The organism is Pseudaquabacterium rugosum, from assembly GCF_038066575.1.
Taxonomy (GTDB): Bacteria; Pseudomonadota; Gammaproteobacteria; order Burkholderiales; family Burkholderiaceae_C; genus Pseudaquabacterium; species Pseudaquabacterium rugosum.
Genome location: NZ_JBBUTF010000004.1, coordinates 91,352 through 109,411 on the forward strand (window position 1 = coordinate 91,352; position 18,060 = coordinate 109,411).

The following is an 18,060-nucleotide window of genomic DNA, read 5'->3' on the forward strand; positions in this document are numbered from 1 at the left end:
TGGCGTATGGGCCGCGTAGTCGATGGCCGGGGCGATGACCGGGGCGATGGCGGGCGCGGCGGTGCCGGCGGGCTGCGGATCGGTGACGGAGGGCTCGGCGCTCACGGGGCGGGACGTCAGGTGGACGACGGGTTCGGGGGCGCCGATTGTCGGCCAAGTGTCCGCCGGTGCCGGGCGGGCTCGGCCGGGCCGGGCGAGCCGGACCCGATCCGACCCGGCCCAAGACGCACGGGCCGCGTCTGCGGCCCGTGGGGAGGGCAGGTGCGCCGGGCGCGGCCTGCCGGGATCAGCCGGGTCTCAGCCCTGGCGGCGGCGGCGCAGCGACAGGCCGCCGACCAGCACGCCGGCGCCCATCAGCGCCCACGACGAAGGCTCGGGCACGGCCGAGCTGAAGCTCAGCACGTCGGTGCCGCCGGTGATGATCACCACCGCACCACCGCCCAGGATCTGGTTGCCGGCCGCGGGATGGTCGAAGTAGCCCGACACCAGCGTCGACATCGCGCTGCTGCTCAGCGCGCCGTTGCTCTGGTTGTTCAGCGTGGCCGTCAGCGTCGTCCACAGGTCCATTTCCAGCGGCGACAGCGAGACCACGGTCGCGCCGGCATGCCAGTCCACCAGGTCGACGGTGGCCAGGGTGTAGGTGGCTCCGGTGTTGAGCGCATAGGCGGTGGCGTAGGGCCAGTCGGTCAGCGGCGCCACGTCGAAGCTGGTCACGCCCTCGGCCGCGACCAGCTCGATCAGGCCCGACGCGTTCTGGCCGGCACCGGTGCCGCTGATCGCGAAGTGCACGTACAGCGAGTAGTCCGTGCCCAGGCCGGTGGTGTCGACGGGCACGCCGTTGAGCGTGGCCATGCCGATCGACAGATAGCCTTCCTCGTACCAGACCAGCGAGTTGTCCGGCAGGCGCGCGTTGGACAGCACCGAGGCCTCGCCGCCGTACAGCGCGTCGAAGCTGAAGGTGGTCCCGCTCAGGCCGAGTGCGCTGGGATCGAAGGTCAGCTCGGTCGCGGCGGCCGGCGTGGCCTGCCAGCCGGCGACGGCCAGCGTCAGCGACGCCAGGGCCTGGATCCAGCCCCGCTTCGGGGCCTCGGCCGTGACCGTCGTGGCCGGGCGGGCCGAGTCGGCTGCCAGGCCGCTCTGCATCAGATTCTGGTTCATGTCGACGTCCTCCTGAGGTGTCACTGTCCGCGTTGGAAGCATGCTAACGGCGGGGGTCCTCGGCCGGGTATCCCCTAGCCCCCCCGTATGAAGGTGGTTGACGAGCGCTGGCGCCGACCCGGTGCACCGGTGAATGCCGACGCACCAGGGCGATGCCTGGATGCACGCGTCGTGGGCGTCACCGGCCTCGGTCGACCGGGCCGCTTGTCTCCGCAGATCGCCCGTCACGGACATCACCGCCTGTGACAATGTCGGACACCTTCCCCGTGGCTGTCGCCCTGGTCGCTCGCGACGCGCAGGCCAGCACGGGCCATGCCATCCGGACCTCCGCCATGCCGCTCGTTCCCGTCGTTCATCCGGCCATCGACATCGATCTGCGCTACGCCAGCGCGGACAACATCAGCGGCCGCCCGCTGTACGACCATGGCCAGGCCCTGCTGCACCGTGACGCGATGGCGGCCCTGGTGCGGGCGGCCGATCTGGCCGCCGCCCAGGGCCTGCGGCTGCGCGTCTATGACGCCTGGCGACCGGCCGCCGCGCAGTGGCGGCTGTGGCAGGTGCTGCCGGATCCGGCCTACGTGGCCGATCCGCGCGTGGGCTCGATGCACACCCGCGGCATCGCCGTCGACCTGACCCTGGCGGACGCCGGTGGCCGTCCGCTGGACATGGGCACCGGCTTCGACGAGATGAGTGCCGCCTCGGCCCACGGCTGCACCACGATCACGCCGCAGGCCCAGCGGCATCGGGCCTGGCTGGCGGGGCTGATGGCCCTGAGCGGCTGGGTGCATCTGGGCAGCGAGTGGTGGCACTACAACCTGCCCGATGCGGCGCGCTATCCGCTGATCGACGACGGCAGCCAGGCGCCTCGCTTCGTCGACGCGCCGGCGGCTTGAGCCGGCGGCTGGAGCGTGCGCTTACATCTGGCCTGAGGGGCCTGCGGGCCTGCCGCTGACGGCCGCGTCCGTCGTGTCCGGCTGCTCGGCGGCCGGCTGCCCCGGTGACGCGAAGGCCGCATGACGCCGGGCCTGATGCGCCCATTGGCGGGCGATCTGGCCGCACACCAGATCGCACAGCTGGTAGACCGCCGGATCGGCGATGCGGTAGTAGGCGCTGGTGCCCCGGCTCTCGCGCAGCACCAGGCCCTGCTGGGCCAGATGGCCCAGATGGCGCGAGACATTGGCCAGGCTGCAGCCGCAGTGCCGGGCCAGCTCGCCCACGCTGCGCTCGCCGTCGCGCAGCAGGTTGAGGATGCGCAGCCGGCTCGGTTCGGCCAGCGCCTGGAAGTAGGACGCCAGCTGGATCAGGGCGTCGTCGGGCAGCAGTTCCATCGGGTACATCCGCAGTCGTGGGGCCGGTGTGCAGGCGCCGGGCAGGGGCGGAGGACAGCGGTCGGGGCGCGATCATGCCTGCTGCCGGCCGCTGCGGCGCCTGAGCGCGGGCCGAGGCCGGGTCCAGGATCGGGTTTTGTTCTTTGTTTGACTACTTGCGTGAGTGCGCAAATAATAGAACAAATCCCGCCCCCGGTCATCCCGTGGTGACGGGTGTTCCCCCGGCTCCACGCGGCCCGCAGCCTGCCGCCCACTGACCGCACCATGCCCGCCGCCCGTCCCGCACCGCTCCTGCCGCCGCCCGATCCTCACGGCGGGTCGTCCTGTGGTTCCGCTGCCGTGCTGCCGCTGCCGCCGCGGTCACCGGCCCGGATCGGCCGTCCGGCCGCGTCGTGTGTCCCGCCGTCTGTTCCGCCGTCTGTTCCGCCGTACCTCGCGGTGTGGATCGCGGGGCTCTTCGCGCTGGTGTCGACCCTGCCTTCGCCGGCCGCGGCCCAGGCCGGTGCAGCCGGACCGGCCGCCGTGCCCGCCGTCGCCAGCCGCCACGAGGGCCTGGTCGAGCCGCTGCGCCAGACCACGGTCGCGGCCCAGGTGGCCGGCGCGGTGGTCGAGCTGCGGGTGCAGGCCGGCGACCGGGTGCGTGCCGGCCAGCTGCTGCTGCGGCTGGACGCCCAGGCCGCCCGCCAGGCCGACGCCGCCAGTCTGGCCCAGGTCGAGGCGGCGCGGGCGCAGGCCGATCTCGCGCGGCGCGACCTGCAGCGGCAACAGGCGCTGCAGCAGCGGCAGTTCATCAGCGCCGCCGCGCTCGAGCGGGCACAGGCGGCTGACAGCGCCGCCGAGGCCCAGTTGCAGGCGGTGCAGGCGCAGTCCCGTCTGACGCGCACGCAGTCCGGCTGGACCGAGATCCGCGCGCCGTATGACGCGGTCGTCGCCGCCGTGCCGGTGGCCATCGGCGACATGGCCTTGCCCGGCCGGCCGCTGCTGCAACTGCATGATCCGCGCCGCCTGCGCGTGAGTGCGGCGCTGCCGCTGTCGGTGCTGGCCGGACTGGCCCCCGACGCGGTGCTGGCGGTCGAGGTCGGCGGCCGTCGGCTGCCGGTCAGCCGCTGGCAGCGCCTGCCCCAGGCCGACGGCGCCAGCCTGACGCAGACGCTGCGCGCCGAGCTGCCGCCCGACACCCTGGACCTGGTGCCCGGCATGGTCGCCCGGCTGCTGCTGCCGGCCCCGTCGGTCTTGCTGGCCCCGTCGGCTTCGTCCCTGCCGCGCCCGCCCGCGACCGCGCCCGCCGGCGCGCCGGTCGCCGGTGGCGCCGGGCCCGCCGCGCCCACCCTGTGGCGCATCCCTGCCGATGCCGCCGGCATCCAGCTGCCGCTGGCGGCCATCGTGCGCCGCGGCGAGCTGACCGCGGTCCAGGTGCTCGACGGCGAGGGGCGCCCGCTGCTGCGCCAGGTGCGCCTGGGGCGGGCCGACGGTGAGCGCGTCCTGGTGCTCTCCGGCCTGCGCCCGGGCGAGCAGGTGCGTGTGCCGGCGCCGTTGCCGGCGGTGGCCGCCCCGCCCGCCGGGGTCACCGAGGCCGCCGCCGGTACCGATCCGCGCGACCGGTCCGCCGGTCCCGCCCGAGCCTCCGGAGTCGCCCGGTGAGCCACGCCGATCCCACCGACCGCGCCGACCCCATCGCCACCGGCCCCGCCGGTCGTCTGGCCGCGCACTTCCTGCTCACCCCGCTGACGCCGCTGCTGGCGCTGGTCGCGCTGCTGCTGGGCCTTTTCGCCGTGTGGGTCACGCCGCGCGAGGAGGAGCCGCAGATCGACGTCACCATGGCCCAGGTGATGATCGCCTTCCCCGGCGCGGCCGTGCGCGAGGTCGAGAACCTGGTGGCCACGCCGGCCGAGCAGGTGCTCTCGCGCATGGCCGGCGTCGAGCACGTGATGAGCGTCAGCCGGCCCGGTCTGGCGCTGGTGACGGTGCAGTTCCAGGTCGGCGTGCCGCGCAGCGAGGCCCTGGTGCGCCTGCACGACACCGTCTCCAGCCATGCCGACTGGCTGCCGGCCGGTCTCGGCGTGTCGCCGCCGCTGATCCGCCCCAAGGGCATCGACGACGTGCCGGTGCTGGCCTGGACGCTGCACGCCACGCGCGACGACCAGGATGCGGTCGACCTCGAACGGGTCGCCCGCACGCTGCAGGCCGAGCTCAAGCGGGTGCCGGGCACGCGCGACGTGACGCTGATCGGCGCCCCCGGCCGCGCGCTGGTGGTCGAGCCCGATGCGGCGCGGCTGGCGGCCGCCGGCCTGGGCCTGGCCGATCTGCGGCGGGCGCTGCAGGCCGCCCATGCGGCCGCGCCGGCCGGTGATCTGCTGCGCGACGACCGGCGCATCGCCCTGCAGGCCGGCGGCTTCATCGAGACGCTCGACGATCTGGCCGAGCTGGTGGTCACCGTGCGCGACGGCCGGCCGGTGCTGCTGCGCGAGCTGGCCACGCTGCGCGAGGGCACGCCGCGGCCCGAGCGTCGGGTCTGGCACGGGCTCGGGCCGGCGGCCACAGCGGCCTCGGCATCTGTGGCCCCGGTGGCCGCCGCCGGCGGCGTCGGCGTCGGCGCGGCCTCCGCCGCCGCCACGCCGCGCGAATCGCTGGCGCTGACCCTGGCCATCACCAAGAAGCCCGGCGCCAACGCCATCGACGTGGCCGAGGCGCTGGCCGCCCGCCTGCCGGCCTTGCAGCGCACGCTGATCCCGGCCGACGTGGCGGTGGTCGTCAGCCGCGACTACGGCCGCACCGCCGACGACAAGGCGCGCCAGCTGATCGGCAAGCTGCTGTTCGCCACCGCCACGGTGGTGGCGCTGGTCTGGCTGGCGCTGGGCCGGCGCGAGGCGGCCATCGTCGGCGTGGCCGTCGGCCTGACGCTGACGGTCACGCTGTTCGCCAGCTGGGCCTGGGGCTTCACGCTCAACCGGGTCTCGCTGTTCGCGCTGATCTTCTCGATCGGCATCCTGGTCGACGACGCCATCGTGGTGGTCGAGAACATCCACCGCCATCAGGCCCTGCACCCCGGGCGCAGCCTGGCGCAGCTGATTCCGGCGGCGGTCGACGAGGTCGGCGGGCCGACCATCCTGGCCACGCTGACGGTGATCGCCGCGCTGCTGCCGATGGCCTTCGTCAGCGGGCTGATGGGGCCGTACATGGCGCCCATCCCCATCAACGCCAGCCTGGGCATGGCGCTCAGCCTGCTGATCGCCTTCGTGCTGACGCCCTGGCTGGCGCGGCTGTGGATGAAGCCGCATGCCGCGGACGCTGCCGCCACGGGTGCGGCGGCCCACGGCCCGGCCGCGGCCGCGGCGCCCAGCGGGGCCCTCAGCCGCTGGCTGGCGCCGGCCTTCCGGCGTCTGTACGCGCCGCTGCTGGCGCGCCGACCGGCGGCCCGTCGCGCGCTGGCTGCGGGCGTCGGGCTGGCGCTCGTGGTCTCGATGGCCTTGCCGGCGCTCGGCTGGGTGCAGCTCAAGATGCTGCCCTTCGACAACAAGAGCGAGCTGCAGCTGGTGGTCGATCTGCCGGCCGGCTCGACGCTCGAGCGCACCGCTGCCGTGCTGCAGGAGCTCGCCGCCTGGGTCGCGCAGCAGCCTGAGGTGCGGCATTACCAGGCCTATGCCGGCACCGCCGCGCCCATCACCTTCAACGGCCTGGTGCGCCAGTACGACCTGCGCAGCGATCCCGAGCAGGGCGATCTGCAGATCAACCTGGTCGACAAGGCGCAGCGCGGCCGCCAGAGCCACGCGCTGGCCACCGCCTGGCGCGCGCCGCTGCAGGCGATCGCCGCGCGCCATGGTGCGACGCTCAAGGTGGTCGAGGTGCCGCCGGGCCCGCCGGTGCTCGCGCCCATCGTCGCCGAGATCTACGGCCCCGAGGCCGCCGGCCGTGACCGCCTGGCGGCTGAAGTGAGGGCCATCTTCGCCCGCACCACCGGCATGGTCGATCTCGACGACAGCCGCATCGCCGAGGCGCCACGTCTGCTGCTGCAGGTCGAGCGCGCGCGGGCGGCCCAGGCCGGCGTCGCGGTGGCCGACATCGTGGCCACGCTGCAGGCCGCCCAGGCGGGCGAGGCGGTGGCCTACGCCCATGACGGCAGCCGCCGCGCGACGCCGGTGCTGCTGCAGCTGCCGCCCGCGCAGCAGGGCGAGCTCGATACGCTGCTGCAGCTGGGCGTGCGCGGTGCCGCCGGTGCGCTGGTGCCGCTGCGCGAACTGGTGCGGGTGGTCGACAGCCGGCGCGAGCAGCCGGTCTGGCACAAGGACGGCCTGCCGCTGGCGATGGTGGTGGCCGACATGGCCGGCACCGTCGACAGCCCGCTCTACGGCCTGTTCGCCGCCCGCGGCGAGATCGCCCGCCTGCAGGCGCCCGACGGTGGCGCCGTCGCCGAGCACTTCATCTCGGCGCCGGTCGACGGCCTGTCGGGCTATGCGCTGAAGTGGGACGGCGAGTGGCAGATCACCTACGAGACCTTCCGCGACATGGGCGCGGCCTATGCCGTCGGCCTGGTGCTGATCTACCTGCTGGTGGTGGCGCAGTTCGGCAGTTACGGCGTGCCGCTGATCATCATGGCGCCGATCCCGCTGACGCTCGTCGGCGTGATGCCCGGCCATGCGCTGCTGGGCGCGCAGTTCACCGCCACCAGCATGATCGGCATGATCGCCCTGGCCGGCATCATCGTGCGCAACTCCATCCTGCTGGTCGACTTCATCGGCCTGCAGCGCGCGGCCGGCGTGCCGCTGCGCGAGGCGGTGGTGCAGTCGGCCATCACCCGCGCCCAACCCATCGTGCTGACGGCGCTGGCCGCGATGGGCGGCGCGGTGTTCATCCTCGGCGACCCGATCTTCAACGGCCTGGCGATCTCGCTGATCTTCGGCATCGCCGTCTCGACGGTGCTGACGCTGGTCGTGATCCCGCTGCTGTACTGGCTGGCCATGGGCGGTCCCTCCGCCGATGCGCCCGATGCATCCCATGCGCCCGCACCGGCCGTCCTGGCCGTCACCGACAACCCCTGACCTGAGGAGAAAGCGCCCATGCGTTCCTGGCAGATCGTCCGGCTGGTGGCCGGCAGTTTCATCCTGCTCTCGCTGGCCCTCGGCGTGCCGGGCAGCCCGCTGTTCCTCAGCCCCTGGTGGCTGGCCTTCACCGCCTTCGTCGGCGTCAACCTGCTGCAGAGCGCGCTGACCGGCTGGTGCCTGATGGAGTCGCTGCTGCGCCGCTTCGGCGTGCAGGGCGGCTGTTGACCCCGTTGTCCGAAGGAGTCCCGCATGAGCAAGTCCTATCCCGAGATCACGCGCGAGGTCTCCGGCCTGCTGTCGCAGCTGCGCCGTGACACGCCCGAGCCGCTGCGCGGCTTCTCGGCCCTGGCCGGCGCCGCGATGCAGCCGGGTGCCCTCGATGCCAAGACCAAGGAGCTGATCGCGATGGCGCTGTCGGTGGCCGCCCGTTGCGACCCCTGTCTGGGCTTCCATGCCCAGGCGCTGGTGCGGCTGGGCTGTACCCAGGCCGAGCTGGAGGAGATGCTGGCCGTGTGCGTCTACATGGGCGGCGGGCCGTCGCTGATGTATGCGGCCCACGCGCTGCAGGCCTGGCAGCAGTTCGATGCGGCGGCGGGCGCCGCGGCGGCGCTCAGCCCTTCGGCGGCGGCGCCTGCGCAGGCCTGACGGCCACGCCAGGCCAGGCCTTCTTGCCGGTCCGCTCGCCGGGTCCGGCCGCCGGTGCGCGGCCGACGCCGGTCCGGGCGCTGCCCGTCCGCGGACGGCAGCGCTCGTCGATCAGCCGCGCGGCTTGCCGCGGCCGGTCTTGGCCGCGGGCGCCGGGCCACGACCCGGGCCGCGCGGGCCCTGGCCGCCGCCGGCCGGGCGCGGACCCCGTGCGCCGGGTTGGCCGTCGCGCGGCGGGCCACGGCGGTCATCGTCAGCGCGCGGACCGCGCGGGCCGTCACCCCGCGGGGCACCGCCCCAGGCGTTGTTGCCACGCGGGGCATCACCCCGGGGCGCGCCCCAGGCATTGTCCCCACGCGGGCCCTGACCGCGCGGGCCGTCGCCCCGCGGGGCGCCCCAGGCGTTGTCACCGCGCGGCGCGCCGGTGCGCGGGCCCTGGCCCCGGTCCGCCGGGCCGCGCGGGCCGTTGCGGTTGTCGCGGTCGCCACCCCAGCTGCCGCGGTTGTCGTCACGGCCACGGCCATCGGCCGGCGCACGGTCACGCGGCGCACGGGTCTGTTCACGGGCGGGCGGGCTGTCCGGCGCCGCTTCGCGGGGAATGCGGCGGATCACGCGCGGCGCGGCGGGGCTGTCGGCCGCCGGCGCATCGTCGGTCGGGGTGACGGCCTCGTCGCTGGGGGTGGCGGTGTCGGTGGCCGTGCCGGTGGCGTCATCCGCCTGCGCGGCGTCCACGTCGGCGCGGGCGATGGCCGCGACCTCGGCCGGTGCCTCCTCAGCCGTCTTGCGGATGCGCAGCGGCTTGCGCTTGGCCGGTGCCGGTGCGGCGGCATCGGTCGCCGTCGGGGCGGTCGTGCCCTCGTCCGCGCCCTCGCCACCGATGCCGCGCGCCATGCTGGCCGCCAGGGCTTCGGTCGGCGTCACGCCGGCGCCCGGCGCGCCTGCGGCCGCATCGGAGGCCTCGTCCGCCTTGATCACGCGGCTGAACGGCGTGAGCATCTTGACCATCTGCGCATAGATGCGCGGCGTGCCGCAGACCAGCTCGCGCTGGTTCAGGAAATCGGCCTCGCCGGTGAAGTTGCCGCACAGGCCACCGGCCTCGGTGATGATCAGCGAGCCGGCGGCGACATCCCAGGGGTTCAGGCCGGTCTCGAAGAAGCCGTCGAACCAGCCGGCGGCCACGTAGCACAGGTCGAGCGCGGCCGAGCCGGTGCGGCGCAGGCCGGCCGCGGCCGTCATCACCGTCTCGAACATCCGCAGGTAACGCTGCAGGTTGTCGCCCTTGCGGAAGGGGAAGCCGGTGCCGATCAGGCTGTCGGCCATGCGCACCCGGCGCGAGACGCGGATGCGGCGGTCGTTCAGGTAGGCGCCACGGCCGCGCGAGGCATAGAACAGGTCGTTGCGGGCCGGGTCGTAGACGACGGCCTGCTGGATCTGGCCGCGGTACGACAGCGCGATCGAGACCGCGTAGATCGGCAGGCCGTGCAGGAAGTTGGTGGTGCCGTCCAGCGGATCGATGATCCAGACGTAGTCGCTGTCCCGTGCGCCGTGCTCGCGGCCCGATTCCTCGGCCAGGATGCCGTGGCCGGGATAGGCCTGCAGCAGCGTCTCGATGACCACCTGCTCGGCCATGCGGTCGACTTCGCTGACGAAGTCGTTCGGGCCCTTGCTCTCCACGGTCAGCAGATCCAGATCCATCGAGCCGCGGTTGATGACCGCGCCTGCGGCGCGCGCCGCCTTGATGGCAATGTTGAGCATCGGGTGCAGGGATTGCGACATGGAGCGTCCTGGATGTGCGGCGAAAGGCGGTGGGCCGGGTGGCATGGGCGGCGGTCGGCGGCGTCCGTGCGTCGTGGGCAGGGTTGCGGCGGCGACCGTCGCGGCCGTGGCGGACAGGGCGACGGGCGGGTCGCTTCTGGGCCGGGCGGCGGACAGGGATCTGGCAGGTGGAAAAGAGCGATGGGCGTGCGGCAGGCGTCAGGGCCGGGGGCGCAGCGGGAGCCGTGGACAATGCACCGCTCGCCGTCGCCCCTGCAGGCCTTGCATCCGTTTTGGCTGCCGTGCGCACGCGAACCCTCGAGTCTATCGCAATGATCGAAGAAAAAAACGCCATCCATGCCCCTGGCCATGGGGATGGCACGCGATTCGTGCTGGTCCGCACGAGTCACCGCGGCAACATCGGCGCGGCCGCCCGGGCGATCAAGGTGATGGGTTTCGGCGATCTGGTGCTGGTCGCGCCGCGCCATGGGCCCCAGGTGCTGGCCGATGACGAGACGCTCGCGCTGGCCAGCGGTGCGACCGACGTGCTGGCGTGCGCGCGCTGCGTCGACACGCTGGACGCGGCCCTGGTCGGCATCACCCACGTCTGCGCGACGGCGATGACCCCGCGCGACTTCGGTCCGCCGGTGGCCGCGCCGCGCGATCACCTGCCGGCGCTGGCCGCGTCGGTGATCGCGGGCCGTGAGCGCGTGGCCTTCGTCTTCGGCAACGAACGTCACGGCATGGCCAACACCGATGTCTGGCGCGCCCATGTCTGCCTGAGCATCCCGACGGCGCCCGGCTACGGCTCGCTCAATCTCGCGCAGGCGGTGCAGCTGCTGGCCTATGAATGGCGCCAGCAGCTCGGCGCCGAGCCGGTGGTCGCGCGCACCGCCGAGGCGCCGCTGGCCGCCGCCGACGAGGTCGAGGGCGCGCTGGCCCACTGGCGCGAGGTGCTGGTGGCCGCCGGCTTCCTCGACCCGGCGGTGCCGAAGAAGCTGATGCCGCGCTTGCAGACCCTGCTCAACCGGGCCCGGCTGACGCGGGAGGAACTCCACATCCTGCGCGGCATCGCGCGTGCGGTCGATCCGGCCCGTGTCCTGCACGATCGTGACGACCGGCCTACACTCGTCCGTCCGCAAGACGGGGTGTGAGCAAGGCCGCAGGCCCGGGTGCCGCCCCTGTCCTGATCGTCGTCAACCAGCCCGTCGAGGGCCCCCAACCGGACCGTTTCCCCATGTTCAGCCGCCTGCGTGAAGACATCGCCTGCATCCGCGAGCGTGATCCCGCCGCCCGCTCGACCTGGGAGGTGCTGACCTGTTATCCGGGCCTGCACGCGCTGATCTGGCACCGTCTGGCGCACCGCGCCTGGCGCGGCGGCTTCCGCTGGTCGGGCCGCTTCCTGTCGCATCTGGGCCGCTTCCTGACCGGCATCGAGATCCACCCCGGCGCGACCCTCGGCCGGCGGGTGTTCATCGACCACGGCATGGGCGTGGTGATCGGCGAGACGGCCGAGGTCGGCGACGACTGCACGATCTACCAGGGCGTGACGCTGGGCGGCACCTCGCTGGACAAGGGCGCCAAGCGCCATCCGACGCTGGGCAAGGGCGTCATCGTCTCGGCCGGGGCCAAGGTGCTGGGCAGCTTCACCGTCGGTGACGGTGCGCGCGTGGGCAGCAACGCGGTGCTGCTGCAGCCGGTGCCTGCCGGCGCGACGGCCGTCGGCATCCCGGCGCGCATCCTGCAGAAGTCGGCCGACGGCCAGCGCGAGGACGCCGCCCGCAAGATGGGCTTCTCGGCCTATGGCGTGACCCAGGGCCAGGACCCGGTGGCGCAGGCGATGAAGGGGCTGATCGACAACGCGGCCGGCCACGAGCACCAGATCGCGCTGCTGTGGCAGGCGATCGAGAAGCTGTCGGCCGGCGCCCGCGAGCTGCCGGCCCAGACCTGCGTGCCGCACGACGCCTGCACGACCGAGCAGTTCGACGCCGAGGGGCTGAACCGGCTGGTGAAGTAGGCCCACCCCCGAAGCGGGCCAGCCCGCTCCCCCTCAAGGGGGCGCCGCTGGCGGACCGGCGGAGCCGGATCCGCGGCGGCTGCTGGGTGGTATTGCGCGGTGCGGTGGCCGGTGCGTCCTGGCACCGCCGCGGGGCGGCCGCCAGGACGCTGCCGGGGCATCCGCTCAGGCCGTACGGGGCTTGCGCACGGCGGTCTTCGGGCGGAAGGCCTGGCACAGCGCCGGATCGGTCTCGATCCAGGGGCCGCCGATCAGGTCGATGCAGTAGGGCACGGCGGCGAAGATGCCCGGGCAGGGCGGCTGCGCCTCGGGCAGGCCCTGCAGCGTCTCGGCGATGCTCCTGGGCTGGCCCGGCAGGTTGATCACCAGCGCCCGGCCGCGGATCACCGCCACCTGACGGCTCAGGATGGCCGTCGGCACGAAGCGCAGGCTGATCTGGCGCATCTGCTCGCCGAAGCCCGGCATCTCGCGGTCGGCGATGTCCAGCGTGGCCTCGGGCGTGACGTCGCGCAGCGCCGGACCGGTGCCGCCGGTGGTCAGCACCAGATCACAGCCGGCCTCGTCGACCAGCTCGCGCAGCGCGGCGGCGATGCCCTCGCGCTCGTCGGGGATCAGGCGCGTGGTCCAGTCGATCGGGTTGCGCAGCGTCCGGCCCAGCCAGTCCTGCAGCGCGGGGATGCCCTGGTCCTGGTAGACGCCGGCGCTGGCCCGGTCGCTGATCGAGACCACGCCGATGCGCACCGTCTCCAGCGGGGCGTCGGCGGCCACCGCGGCGGTTTCGGCGGCGGTTTCGACGGTGTCAGCGGCCTTTGTTGCCCCCTTGGCGGCGCGTGCGCCCCGCTTGGCACGGGCCGGCGGTGCGGGGGCGGGTTCCGGCTCCGCTTGCGCAGCGGGAGCCAGGGGCGGCGCGGCCTGCGTCACCGGCTCGGCGGCGGCCTTGCGGCGTCCCTTGGCCTTGCGTGCGGGCTCGGGCGGCGGCAGCAGTTCACCGGCGTCCACCCAGCCGTCGGCATCGGGCTCGGCCTCGGCCTGGAAACGGTCCGCCTCGACGTCCGGCGCATCCTGCGTGTCGTCGTCATCGTCGTCGCCCGCCAGCGCGGCCGCGGCCGCGAATTCGGTGTCCACGGCCTGGGTCAGCCAGGGCTTGACGAACTGGAACAGCTCGCGCCAACCGCGGCCGTTGCGCTGCTCGGGTGCCAGTGCGGCGTCCTTGCGGGCGTTGCGGATCAGCGTGCGCAGCTGCTGCAGGTCACTGGACGGGAACTGGCGCGCCCAGCGGGTCAGCGCATCGGCGTCGGCCACCAGCTCGGCCCGCCAGCGCTCGGCCTCGTGCAGCTTGAGCTGGTCGGTGGCGTGGCCGAGCTTGAAGGCGGCCACCGCCTCCTGCAGCGGTGCCGGATCGACGTCGCGCATGCGCTTGCCGATGTACTGCAGCTGCCGGCGCTTGCCTTCGTGGCTCCTGGTGCGGCGGTACTCGGCGATCGCGTCGCGCAGCCCGTCGGGTAGATCGAGCTTCTTGAGCCGGCTGTCGGGCAGGGCGGCCACATCGGCGCCCAGCTGCTGCAGCTCCTGGGCCTGCTGCTTCAGCCGCGTCTTGCTCGGGCGCAGCTCGTCGAAGCCGTCATCGGCGCGTGGTGGTGGCTTGCGCGTCCAGCGTCGCGGCAGCGCCGGGCCGGCCGGCGGTTCCTCGGCCGGCATGGCGAAGCGCAGCTTGTCCATCCAGTTCGCGCCGTGGGCATCGTCCAGCGAGGGGTCGTCGTCCTCGGGCAGCGCCGCGTCGTCGGGCAGGTCGTCGTCGTTCAGGGGCGGGCGTGGCCGCATCGTGCAATCTCGGCAAGGGGGCGCGGGGCGCCGGGGCGGACAGTGCCGGGCGCCGCCGGCAGCGGGGCCCGGGGCGCCGGCAGCAGGTCATGCCACAGCATCAAGCTGGGCCCGGCGGCGGCGCGCGGCGGCGCAGGTGCGCCGCTGGCTATGATTGTCGCCCAAGCTCCCAACAACAGGCACTGCATGTCCGGCTCCACCACGTCCCAGGGTTTCGCCTTCCAGCGGGAACAGTTCCAGCAGATCATCGAGGACACGCTGGCGATCGCGCGCGATCTGGGGGCCAGCGATGCCGGGGCCGAGGTCAGCGAGGGCGCGGGTCTGTCGGTGTCCGTGCGCAAGGGCGAGCTCGAGAACGTCGAGCGCAACCGCGACAAGTCGCTCGGCGTGACGGTCTATCTCGGCCAGCAGCGCGGCAATGCCAGCACCAGCGATTTCTCGCGCCAGGCCCTGGAGCAGACGGTGCGCGCGGCCTACGACATCGCCCGCTACACCGCGGCCGATCCGGCCGCCGGCCTGCCCGACGAGGCCGATCTGGTCACCCCCGAGGAAGCCGCACGCGACCTCGACCTGTTCCACCCCTGGGCGCTGGACGCCGACACGGCGCTGGCACTGGCCCGCCGCTGCGAGGACGCGGCCTTCGCCACCCACAAGTGGATCACCAACAGCGAGGGCGCCGGCGTCTCGGCCCAGCAGTCGCACTTCTGGGCCGGCAACTCGCGCGGTTTCCGTGGCGGCTATGCCAGCTCGCGTCACTCGTACTCGGTCGCGCCGATCGCCTCCAAGGGCCGCCAGATGGAGCGCGACGCCTGGTACAGCACCCAGCGGGACGCGATGGACCTGGCCGCGCCGGAGGCCGTCGGCCGCTACGCCGCCGAGCGCGCGCTGGCGCGCCTGAACGGCCGCCAGGTGCCCACCGGCGAGGTGCCGGTGCTGTTCGAGAACACGCTGGCCTCGGGGCTGATCGGCTCGCTGGTCGGCGCGCTGTCCGGCGGCTCGCTCTACCGCCGCGCGTCCTTCCTGCTCGACAGCATCGGCCAGCCGGTGCTCGCCGGCCACCTCGACATCGATGAGGATCCGTTCATCGTGGGCGGCAAGGCCAGCGCGCCCTTCGACGACGAGGGTGTGCGCGTGCACCGCCGCCGCGTGGTCGATGCGGGCGTGATCCAGGGCTACTACCTGTCGAGCTACTCGGCGCGCAAGCTCGGCCTGCGCACGACCGGTCATGCCGGTGGCGCGCAGAACATGCGCCTGAGCAGCCGTCGCACGCAGCCCGGCGACCACCTCGACGAGATGCTGCGCAAGCTGCACCGCGGCCTGTTCGTCACCGAGCTGATGGGCCAGGGCGTCAACGGCGTGACCGGCGACTACTCGCGCGGCGCGGCCGGCTACTGGGTCGAGAACGGCCGCATCGTGCATCCGGTGCATGAGGTGACGATCGCCGGCAACCTCAAGCAGATGCTGCGCGACATCGTGGCCGTCGGGGCCGACGGCTACACCAGCGGTGCGCGGACCACCGGCTCGGTGCTGATCGAGCGGATGAAGCTGGCCGGGCAGTGAGTCGGGCCGGTCGGCCGCCGATCTGGCGGGCTGGCATGGTGGTCTGACATGGTGCTGACGTGTCGCGGCGGTACAAGCGGCCGGCCGGTTCGTGGTGCAGCGGGACCGTCTTCCGCAGGGCGCCGCTGCGCGCACGCCTTGCGTGCTGGCCGGGCGTGCGCTCCTAGAATCGGCCAACTTCCATCCTGATGAGGAGACTGACCATGGAACGTCGTTCATTCGTGCGCGGTGCCGGCATCGCCGGCGTGCTGGCCGCCGGTACCGCACCGGCCATCGTGCAGGCCCAGGCCCAGGTGCGCTGGCGTCTGGCCTCCAGCTTCCCGAAGTCGCTGGACACCATCTATGGCGGTGCCGACGAGTTCGCCAGGAAGGTCAGCGAGCTGACGGGCGGCAAGTTCCAGATCTCGGTGCATTCGGCCGGTGAGCTGATGCCGGCCTTCGGCGTGGTCGACGGCGTGCAGAACGGCACCGTCGAGGCCTGCCACACGGTGCCCTACTACTTCTTCGGCAAGGACGAGACCTTCGCCCTCGGCGCGGCCATCCCCTTCGGCATGAACAGCCGTCAGATGACCGCGTGGATGATGGAAGGCAACGGCATGAAGCTGATGCGCGAGTTCTACGCGCAGTACAACATCGTCAACTTCATGGGCGGCAACACCGGCGCCCAGATGGCCGGCTGGTACCGCAAGGAAATCAAGAGCGCGGCCGACGTCAAGGGCCTGAAGTTCCGCATCGGCGGCTTCGCCGGCAAGGTGCTCGAGCGCATGGGCGGCGTGCCGCAGAACATCCCGGGCGGCGAGATCTACCAGTCGCTGGAAAAGGGCACGATCGACGCGGCCGAGTGGATCGGCCCGTACGACGACCAGAAGCTGGGCTTCAACAAGGTCGCGCCGTTCTATGCCTACCCGGCCTGGTGGGAGGGCGGTCCGCAGATCGACTTCTTCATCAACACCAAGGCCTACAACGCGCTGTCGGCCGAGTACAAGGCGGTCATCGAGATGGCCTCGACCTACGCCCACGTCGACATGCAGGCCAAGTACGACGGCCGCAATCCGGCCGCGCTCAAGCAGCTGGTGGCCCAGGGCACCAAGCTGTTCCGCTTCCCGAAGGACGCGATGGAGCTGGCCTTCAAGGAATCGATGGCCCTGTACAGCGAACTGAGCGCCAAGAACCCGAACTGGAAGAAGGTCTACGCCGACTTCTCCAAGTTCCGCGCCGACCAGAACCTGTGGTTCCGCTTCGCCGAGGCCGGCTTCGACGACTTCATGCAGCAGCAGAAGCTGTGAGGCCTGCGGGCACCGGCCGCCGCACCTGAACCTGACGGTCAGGTCCGGTACCGCCGGTGCATGGCATGACGGCCCTCCCGAGGGCCCTCGGGGACCCGCCCGCACCTGACCGGTGCCGGCGGGTCTCGTCGTTTCTACGGGCTTTCACCTCGTCGAAGACGTGGGCGCCATTCCTACAATCTCCGTGCAAGCGTGCATTCGCATTCTGCGGATGTCGTCCACACCATCAAGGAGATCAGCCATGGAACGTCGTTCATTCGTGCGGGGAGCCGGCATCGCTGGCGTGCTGGCGGCCGGCACGGCCCCGGCCATCGTGCAGGCCCAGGCGCAGCTGCGGTGGCGCCTGGCCTCCAGCTTTCCGAAGTCGCTGGACACCATCTTCGGCGCCGCCGAGGTGTTCGCCAAGAAGGTCGGTGAGCTGACCGGCGGCAAGTTCCAGATCTCGGTGCACTCGGCTGGCGAGCTGATGCCGGCCTTCGGCATCGTCGATGGTGTGCAGGCCGGCACGGTCGAGGTCGGCCACACCGCGCCGTACTACTTCTTCGGCAAGGACGAGACCTTCGCCCTCGGCTGCGCGATCCCCTTCGGTCTGAACAGCCGCCAGATGACGGCCTGGATGGTCGAGGGCAACGGCATGAAGCTGATGCGCGACTTCTACCGGGGCTACAACATCGTCAACTTCATGGGCGGCAACACCGGCGCCCAGATGGGTGGCTGGTACCGCAAGCCGATCCAGGGCGCGGCCGACTTCAAGGGCCTGAAGTTCCGCGTGGGCGGCTTCGCCGGCAAGGTGGTCGAGCGCATGGGCGGCGTGCCGCAGAACATCCCGGGCGGCGAGATCTACCAGTCGCTGGAAAAGGGCACGATCGACGCGGCCGAGTGGATCGGCCCCTACGACGACCAGAAGCTGGGCTTCCACAAGGTCGCGCCGCACTATGCCTATCCGGGCTGGTGGGAGGGCGGTCCGCAGCTGGACTTCTTCGTCAACAGCAAGGCCTATGACGGCCTGAGCGCCGAGTACAAGGCCGTGCTGGAGGCGGCCTCCAACATCGCCCACACCGAGATGCAGGGCCGCTACGACGCCCGCAATCCGGGCGCGCTCAAGCAGCTGGTGGCCGGCGGCACCAAGCTGTTCCGCTTCCCCAAGGACGTGATGGAACTGGCCTTCAAGGAATCGATGGCGCTCTACAGCGAACTGAGCGCCAAGAACCCGAACTGGAAGAAGGTCTACGACGACTACGCGAAGTTCCGCGCCGATTCCAACCTGTGGTTCCGCTTCGCCGAGGCCGGTTTCGACGACTTCATGCAGTCCCAGAAACTGTGAATCTGAGCGGCTTCGGTCGCCTGGAATGAAACAAGGGCCATGCCGGCGACGGCATGGCCCTTTTGTCTGGCCCTTTTGTCTGGCCCGGCAGACCGCGTGATGCGGCCATGCCGGGCGCGTCGGGTGG

Annotated in this window: 13 protein-coding genes and 2 pseudogenes; 10 read left to right on the plus strand and 5 right to left on the minus strand. The window is 72.6% G+C overall.

Going from position 1 to position 18,060, the window contains the following annotated elements:
* Nucleotides 1-297: 297 nt before the first annotated feature.
* Nucleotides 298-1,158: a PEP-CTERM sorting domain-containing protein gene (locus AACH11_RS04740; protein ID WP_341373056.1), complete on the minus strand. Its 861-nt coding sequence runs from the start codon at nt 1,156-1,158 to the stop codon at nt 298-300.
* Nucleotides 1,159-1,475: 317 nt separating this feature from the next.
* Here AACH11_RS04740 and ddpX point away from each other — a divergent pair, with 317 nt between their 5' ends.
* Entirely contained in the window at nt 1,476-2,051 is a 576-nt protein-coding gene (gene ddpX, locus AACH11_RS04745) for a D-alanyl-D-alanine dipeptidase (protein WP_341373288.1), read from the plus strand.
* Nucleotides 2,052-2,072: 21 nt separating this feature from the next.
* Here the strand turns inward: ddpX and AACH11_RS04750 are convergent, their stop codons facing one another.
* The gene (locus AACH11_RS04750; RefSeq protein WP_341373057.1) at nt 2,073-2,486 is read right to left on the minus strand and encodes an ArsR/SmtB family transcription factor; all 414 of its coding nucleotides are present in this window, start codon (nt 2,484-2,486) and stop codon (nt 2,073-2,075) included.
* A 522-nt stretch (nt 2,487-3,008) separates the two neighbouring features.
* On the opposite strand from AACH11_RS04750, the gene AACH11_RS04755 reads away from it, so the two are divergent.
* From AACH11_RS04755 to AACH11_RS04770, 4 genes are read left to right on the plus strand one after another with little or no spacing between them, the layout of a single operon-like run.
* The gene (locus AACH11_RS04755; RefSeq protein ID WP_341373058.1) at nt 3,009-4,127 is read left to right on the plus strand and encodes an efflux RND transporter periplasmic adaptor subunit; all 1,119 of its coding nucleotides are present in this window, start codon (nt 3,009-3,011) and stop codon (nt 4,125-4,127) included.
* Nucleotides 4,124-7,522, plus strand: coding sequence for an efflux RND transporter permease subunit (locus tag AACH11_RS04760; protein ID WP_341373059.1), 3,399 nt, complete (start codon nt 4,124-4,126; stop codon nt 7,520-7,522). Before AACH11_RS04755 ends, AACH11_RS04760 begins: the two co-directional genes overlap by 4 nt.
* Nucleotides 7,523-7,540: 18 nt before the next feature.
* Nucleotides 7,541-7,750 (plus strand): YgaP family membrane protein, encoded by a 210-nt coding sequence (locus AACH11_RS04765; protein ID WP_341373060.1) that lies wholly within the window; start codon nt 7,541-7,543, stop codon nt 7,748-7,750.
* 24 nt (nt 7,751-7,774) lie between these two features.
* On the plus strand, nt 7,775-8,170 hold the full coding sequence (locus tag AACH11_RS04770; RefSeq protein ID WP_341373061.1) for a carboxymuconolactone decarboxylase family protein: 396 nt from the start codon (nt 7,775-7,777) through the stop codon (nt 8,168-8,170).
* A 759-nt stretch (nt 8,171-8,929) separates the two neighbouring features.
* On the opposite strand, the pseudogene AACH11_RS04775 reads toward AACH11_RS04770, so the two are convergent.
* Nucleotides 8,930-9,946: pseudogene (locus AACH11_RS04775) on the minus strand (inositol monophosphatase family protein); the annotation flags it as partial.
* Nucleotides 9,947-10,257: 311 nt separating this feature from the next.
* On the opposite strand from AACH11_RS04775, the gene AACH11_RS04780 reads away from it, so the two are divergent.
* Entirely contained in the window at nt 10,258-11,079 is an 822-nt protein-coding gene (locus AACH11_RS04780) for an RNA methyltransferase (protein WP_341373062.1), read from the plus strand.
* A gap of 83 nt (nt 11,080-11,162) precedes the next feature.
* Nucleotides 11,163-11,942, plus strand: coding sequence for a serine O-acetyltransferase (gene cysE, locus AACH11_RS04785; RefSeq protein ID WP_341373063.1), 780 nt, complete (start codon nt 11,163-11,165; stop codon nt 11,940-11,942).
* A 165-nt stretch (nt 11,943-12,107) separates the two neighbouring features.
* Here the strand turns inward: cysE and mog are convergent, their stop codons facing one another.
* Together mog and yjgA are read right to left on the minus strand one after the other, a co-directional pair.
* Complete coding sequence (gene mog, locus AACH11_RS04790) at nt 12,108-12,710, minus strand: molybdopterin adenylyltransferase (RefSeq protein ID WP_341373289.1); 603 nt, start codon at nt 12,708-12,710, stop codon at nt 12,108-12,110.
* A 387-nt stretch (nt 12,711-13,097) separates the two neighbouring features.
* Nucleotides 13,098-13,763 (minus strand): annotated as a pseudogene (gene yjgA, locus AACH11_RS04795) (ribosome biogenesis factor YjgA); the annotation flags it as partial.
* Between the two features lie 186 nt (nt 13,764-13,949).
* Between yjgA and pmbA the strand changes: the two are divergent.
* The 3 genes from pmbA to AACH11_RS04810 all read left to right on the plus strand — a co-directional run bounded on the left by pmbA (nt 13,950) and on the right by AACH11_RS04810 (nt 17,933).
* A complete protein-coding gene (pmbA, locus tag AACH11_RS04800) occupies nt 13,950-15,323 on the plus strand; it encodes a metalloprotease PmbA (protein ID WP_341373064.1) in 1,374 nt (457 codons plus the stop codon).
* Between the two features lie 203 nt (nt 15,324-15,526).
* Entirely contained in the window at nt 15,527-16,609 is a 1,083-nt protein-coding gene (locus tag AACH11_RS04805; RefSeq protein ID WP_341373065.1) for a TRAP transporter substrate-binding protein, read from the plus strand.
* 241 nt (nt 16,610-16,850) lie between these two features.
* A complete protein-coding gene (locus AACH11_RS04810; RefSeq protein ID WP_341373066.1) occupies nt 16,851-17,933 on the plus strand; it encodes a TRAP transporter substrate-binding protein in 1,083 nt (360 codons plus the stop codon).
* Nucleotides 17,934-18,060 lie beyond the last annotated feature (127 nt).

What these genes read in the sequence shown, in the direction of transcription:
- AACH11_RS04750 (WP_341373057.1), bottom strand. Translation starts at nt 2,486, where the DNA reads ATGGAACTGCTGCCCGACGACGCCCTGATCCAGCTGGCGTCCTACTTC.
- AACH11_RS04765 (WP_341373060.1), top strand. Translation starts at nt 7,541, where the DNA reads ATGCGTTCCTGGCAGATCGTCCGGCTGGTGGCCGGCAGTTTCATCCTG.
- cysE (WP_341373063.1), top strand. Translation starts at nt 11,163, where the DNA reads ATGTTCAGCCGCCTGCGTGAAGACATCGCCTGCATCCGCGAGCGTGAT.
- AACH11_RS04770 (WP_341373061.1), top strand. Translation starts at nt 7,775, where the DNA reads ATGAGCAAGTCCTATCCCGAGATCACGCGCGAGGTCTCCGGCCTGCTG.
- AACH11_RS04810 (WP_341373066.1), top strand. Translation starts at nt 16,851, where the DNA reads ATGGAACGTCGTTCATTCGTGCGGGGAGCCGGCATCGCTGGCGTGCTG.
- pmbA (WP_341373064.1), top strand. Translation starts at nt 13,950, where the DNA reads ATGTCCGGCTCCACCACGTCCCAGGGTTTCGCCTTCCAGCGGGAACAG.
- AACH11_RS04780 (WP_341373062.1), top strand. Translation starts at nt 10,258, where the DNA reads ATGATCGAAGAAAAAAACGCCATCCATGCCCCTGGCCATGGGGATGGC.
- AACH11_RS04740 (WP_341373056.1), bottom strand. Translation starts at nt 1,158, where the DNA reads ATGAACCAGAATCTGATGCAGAGCGGCCTGGCAGCCGACTCGGCCCGC.
- AACH11_RS04805 (WP_341373065.1), top strand. Translation starts at nt 15,527, where the DNA reads ATGGAACGTCGTTCATTCGTGCGCGGTGCCGGCATCGCCGGCGTGCTG.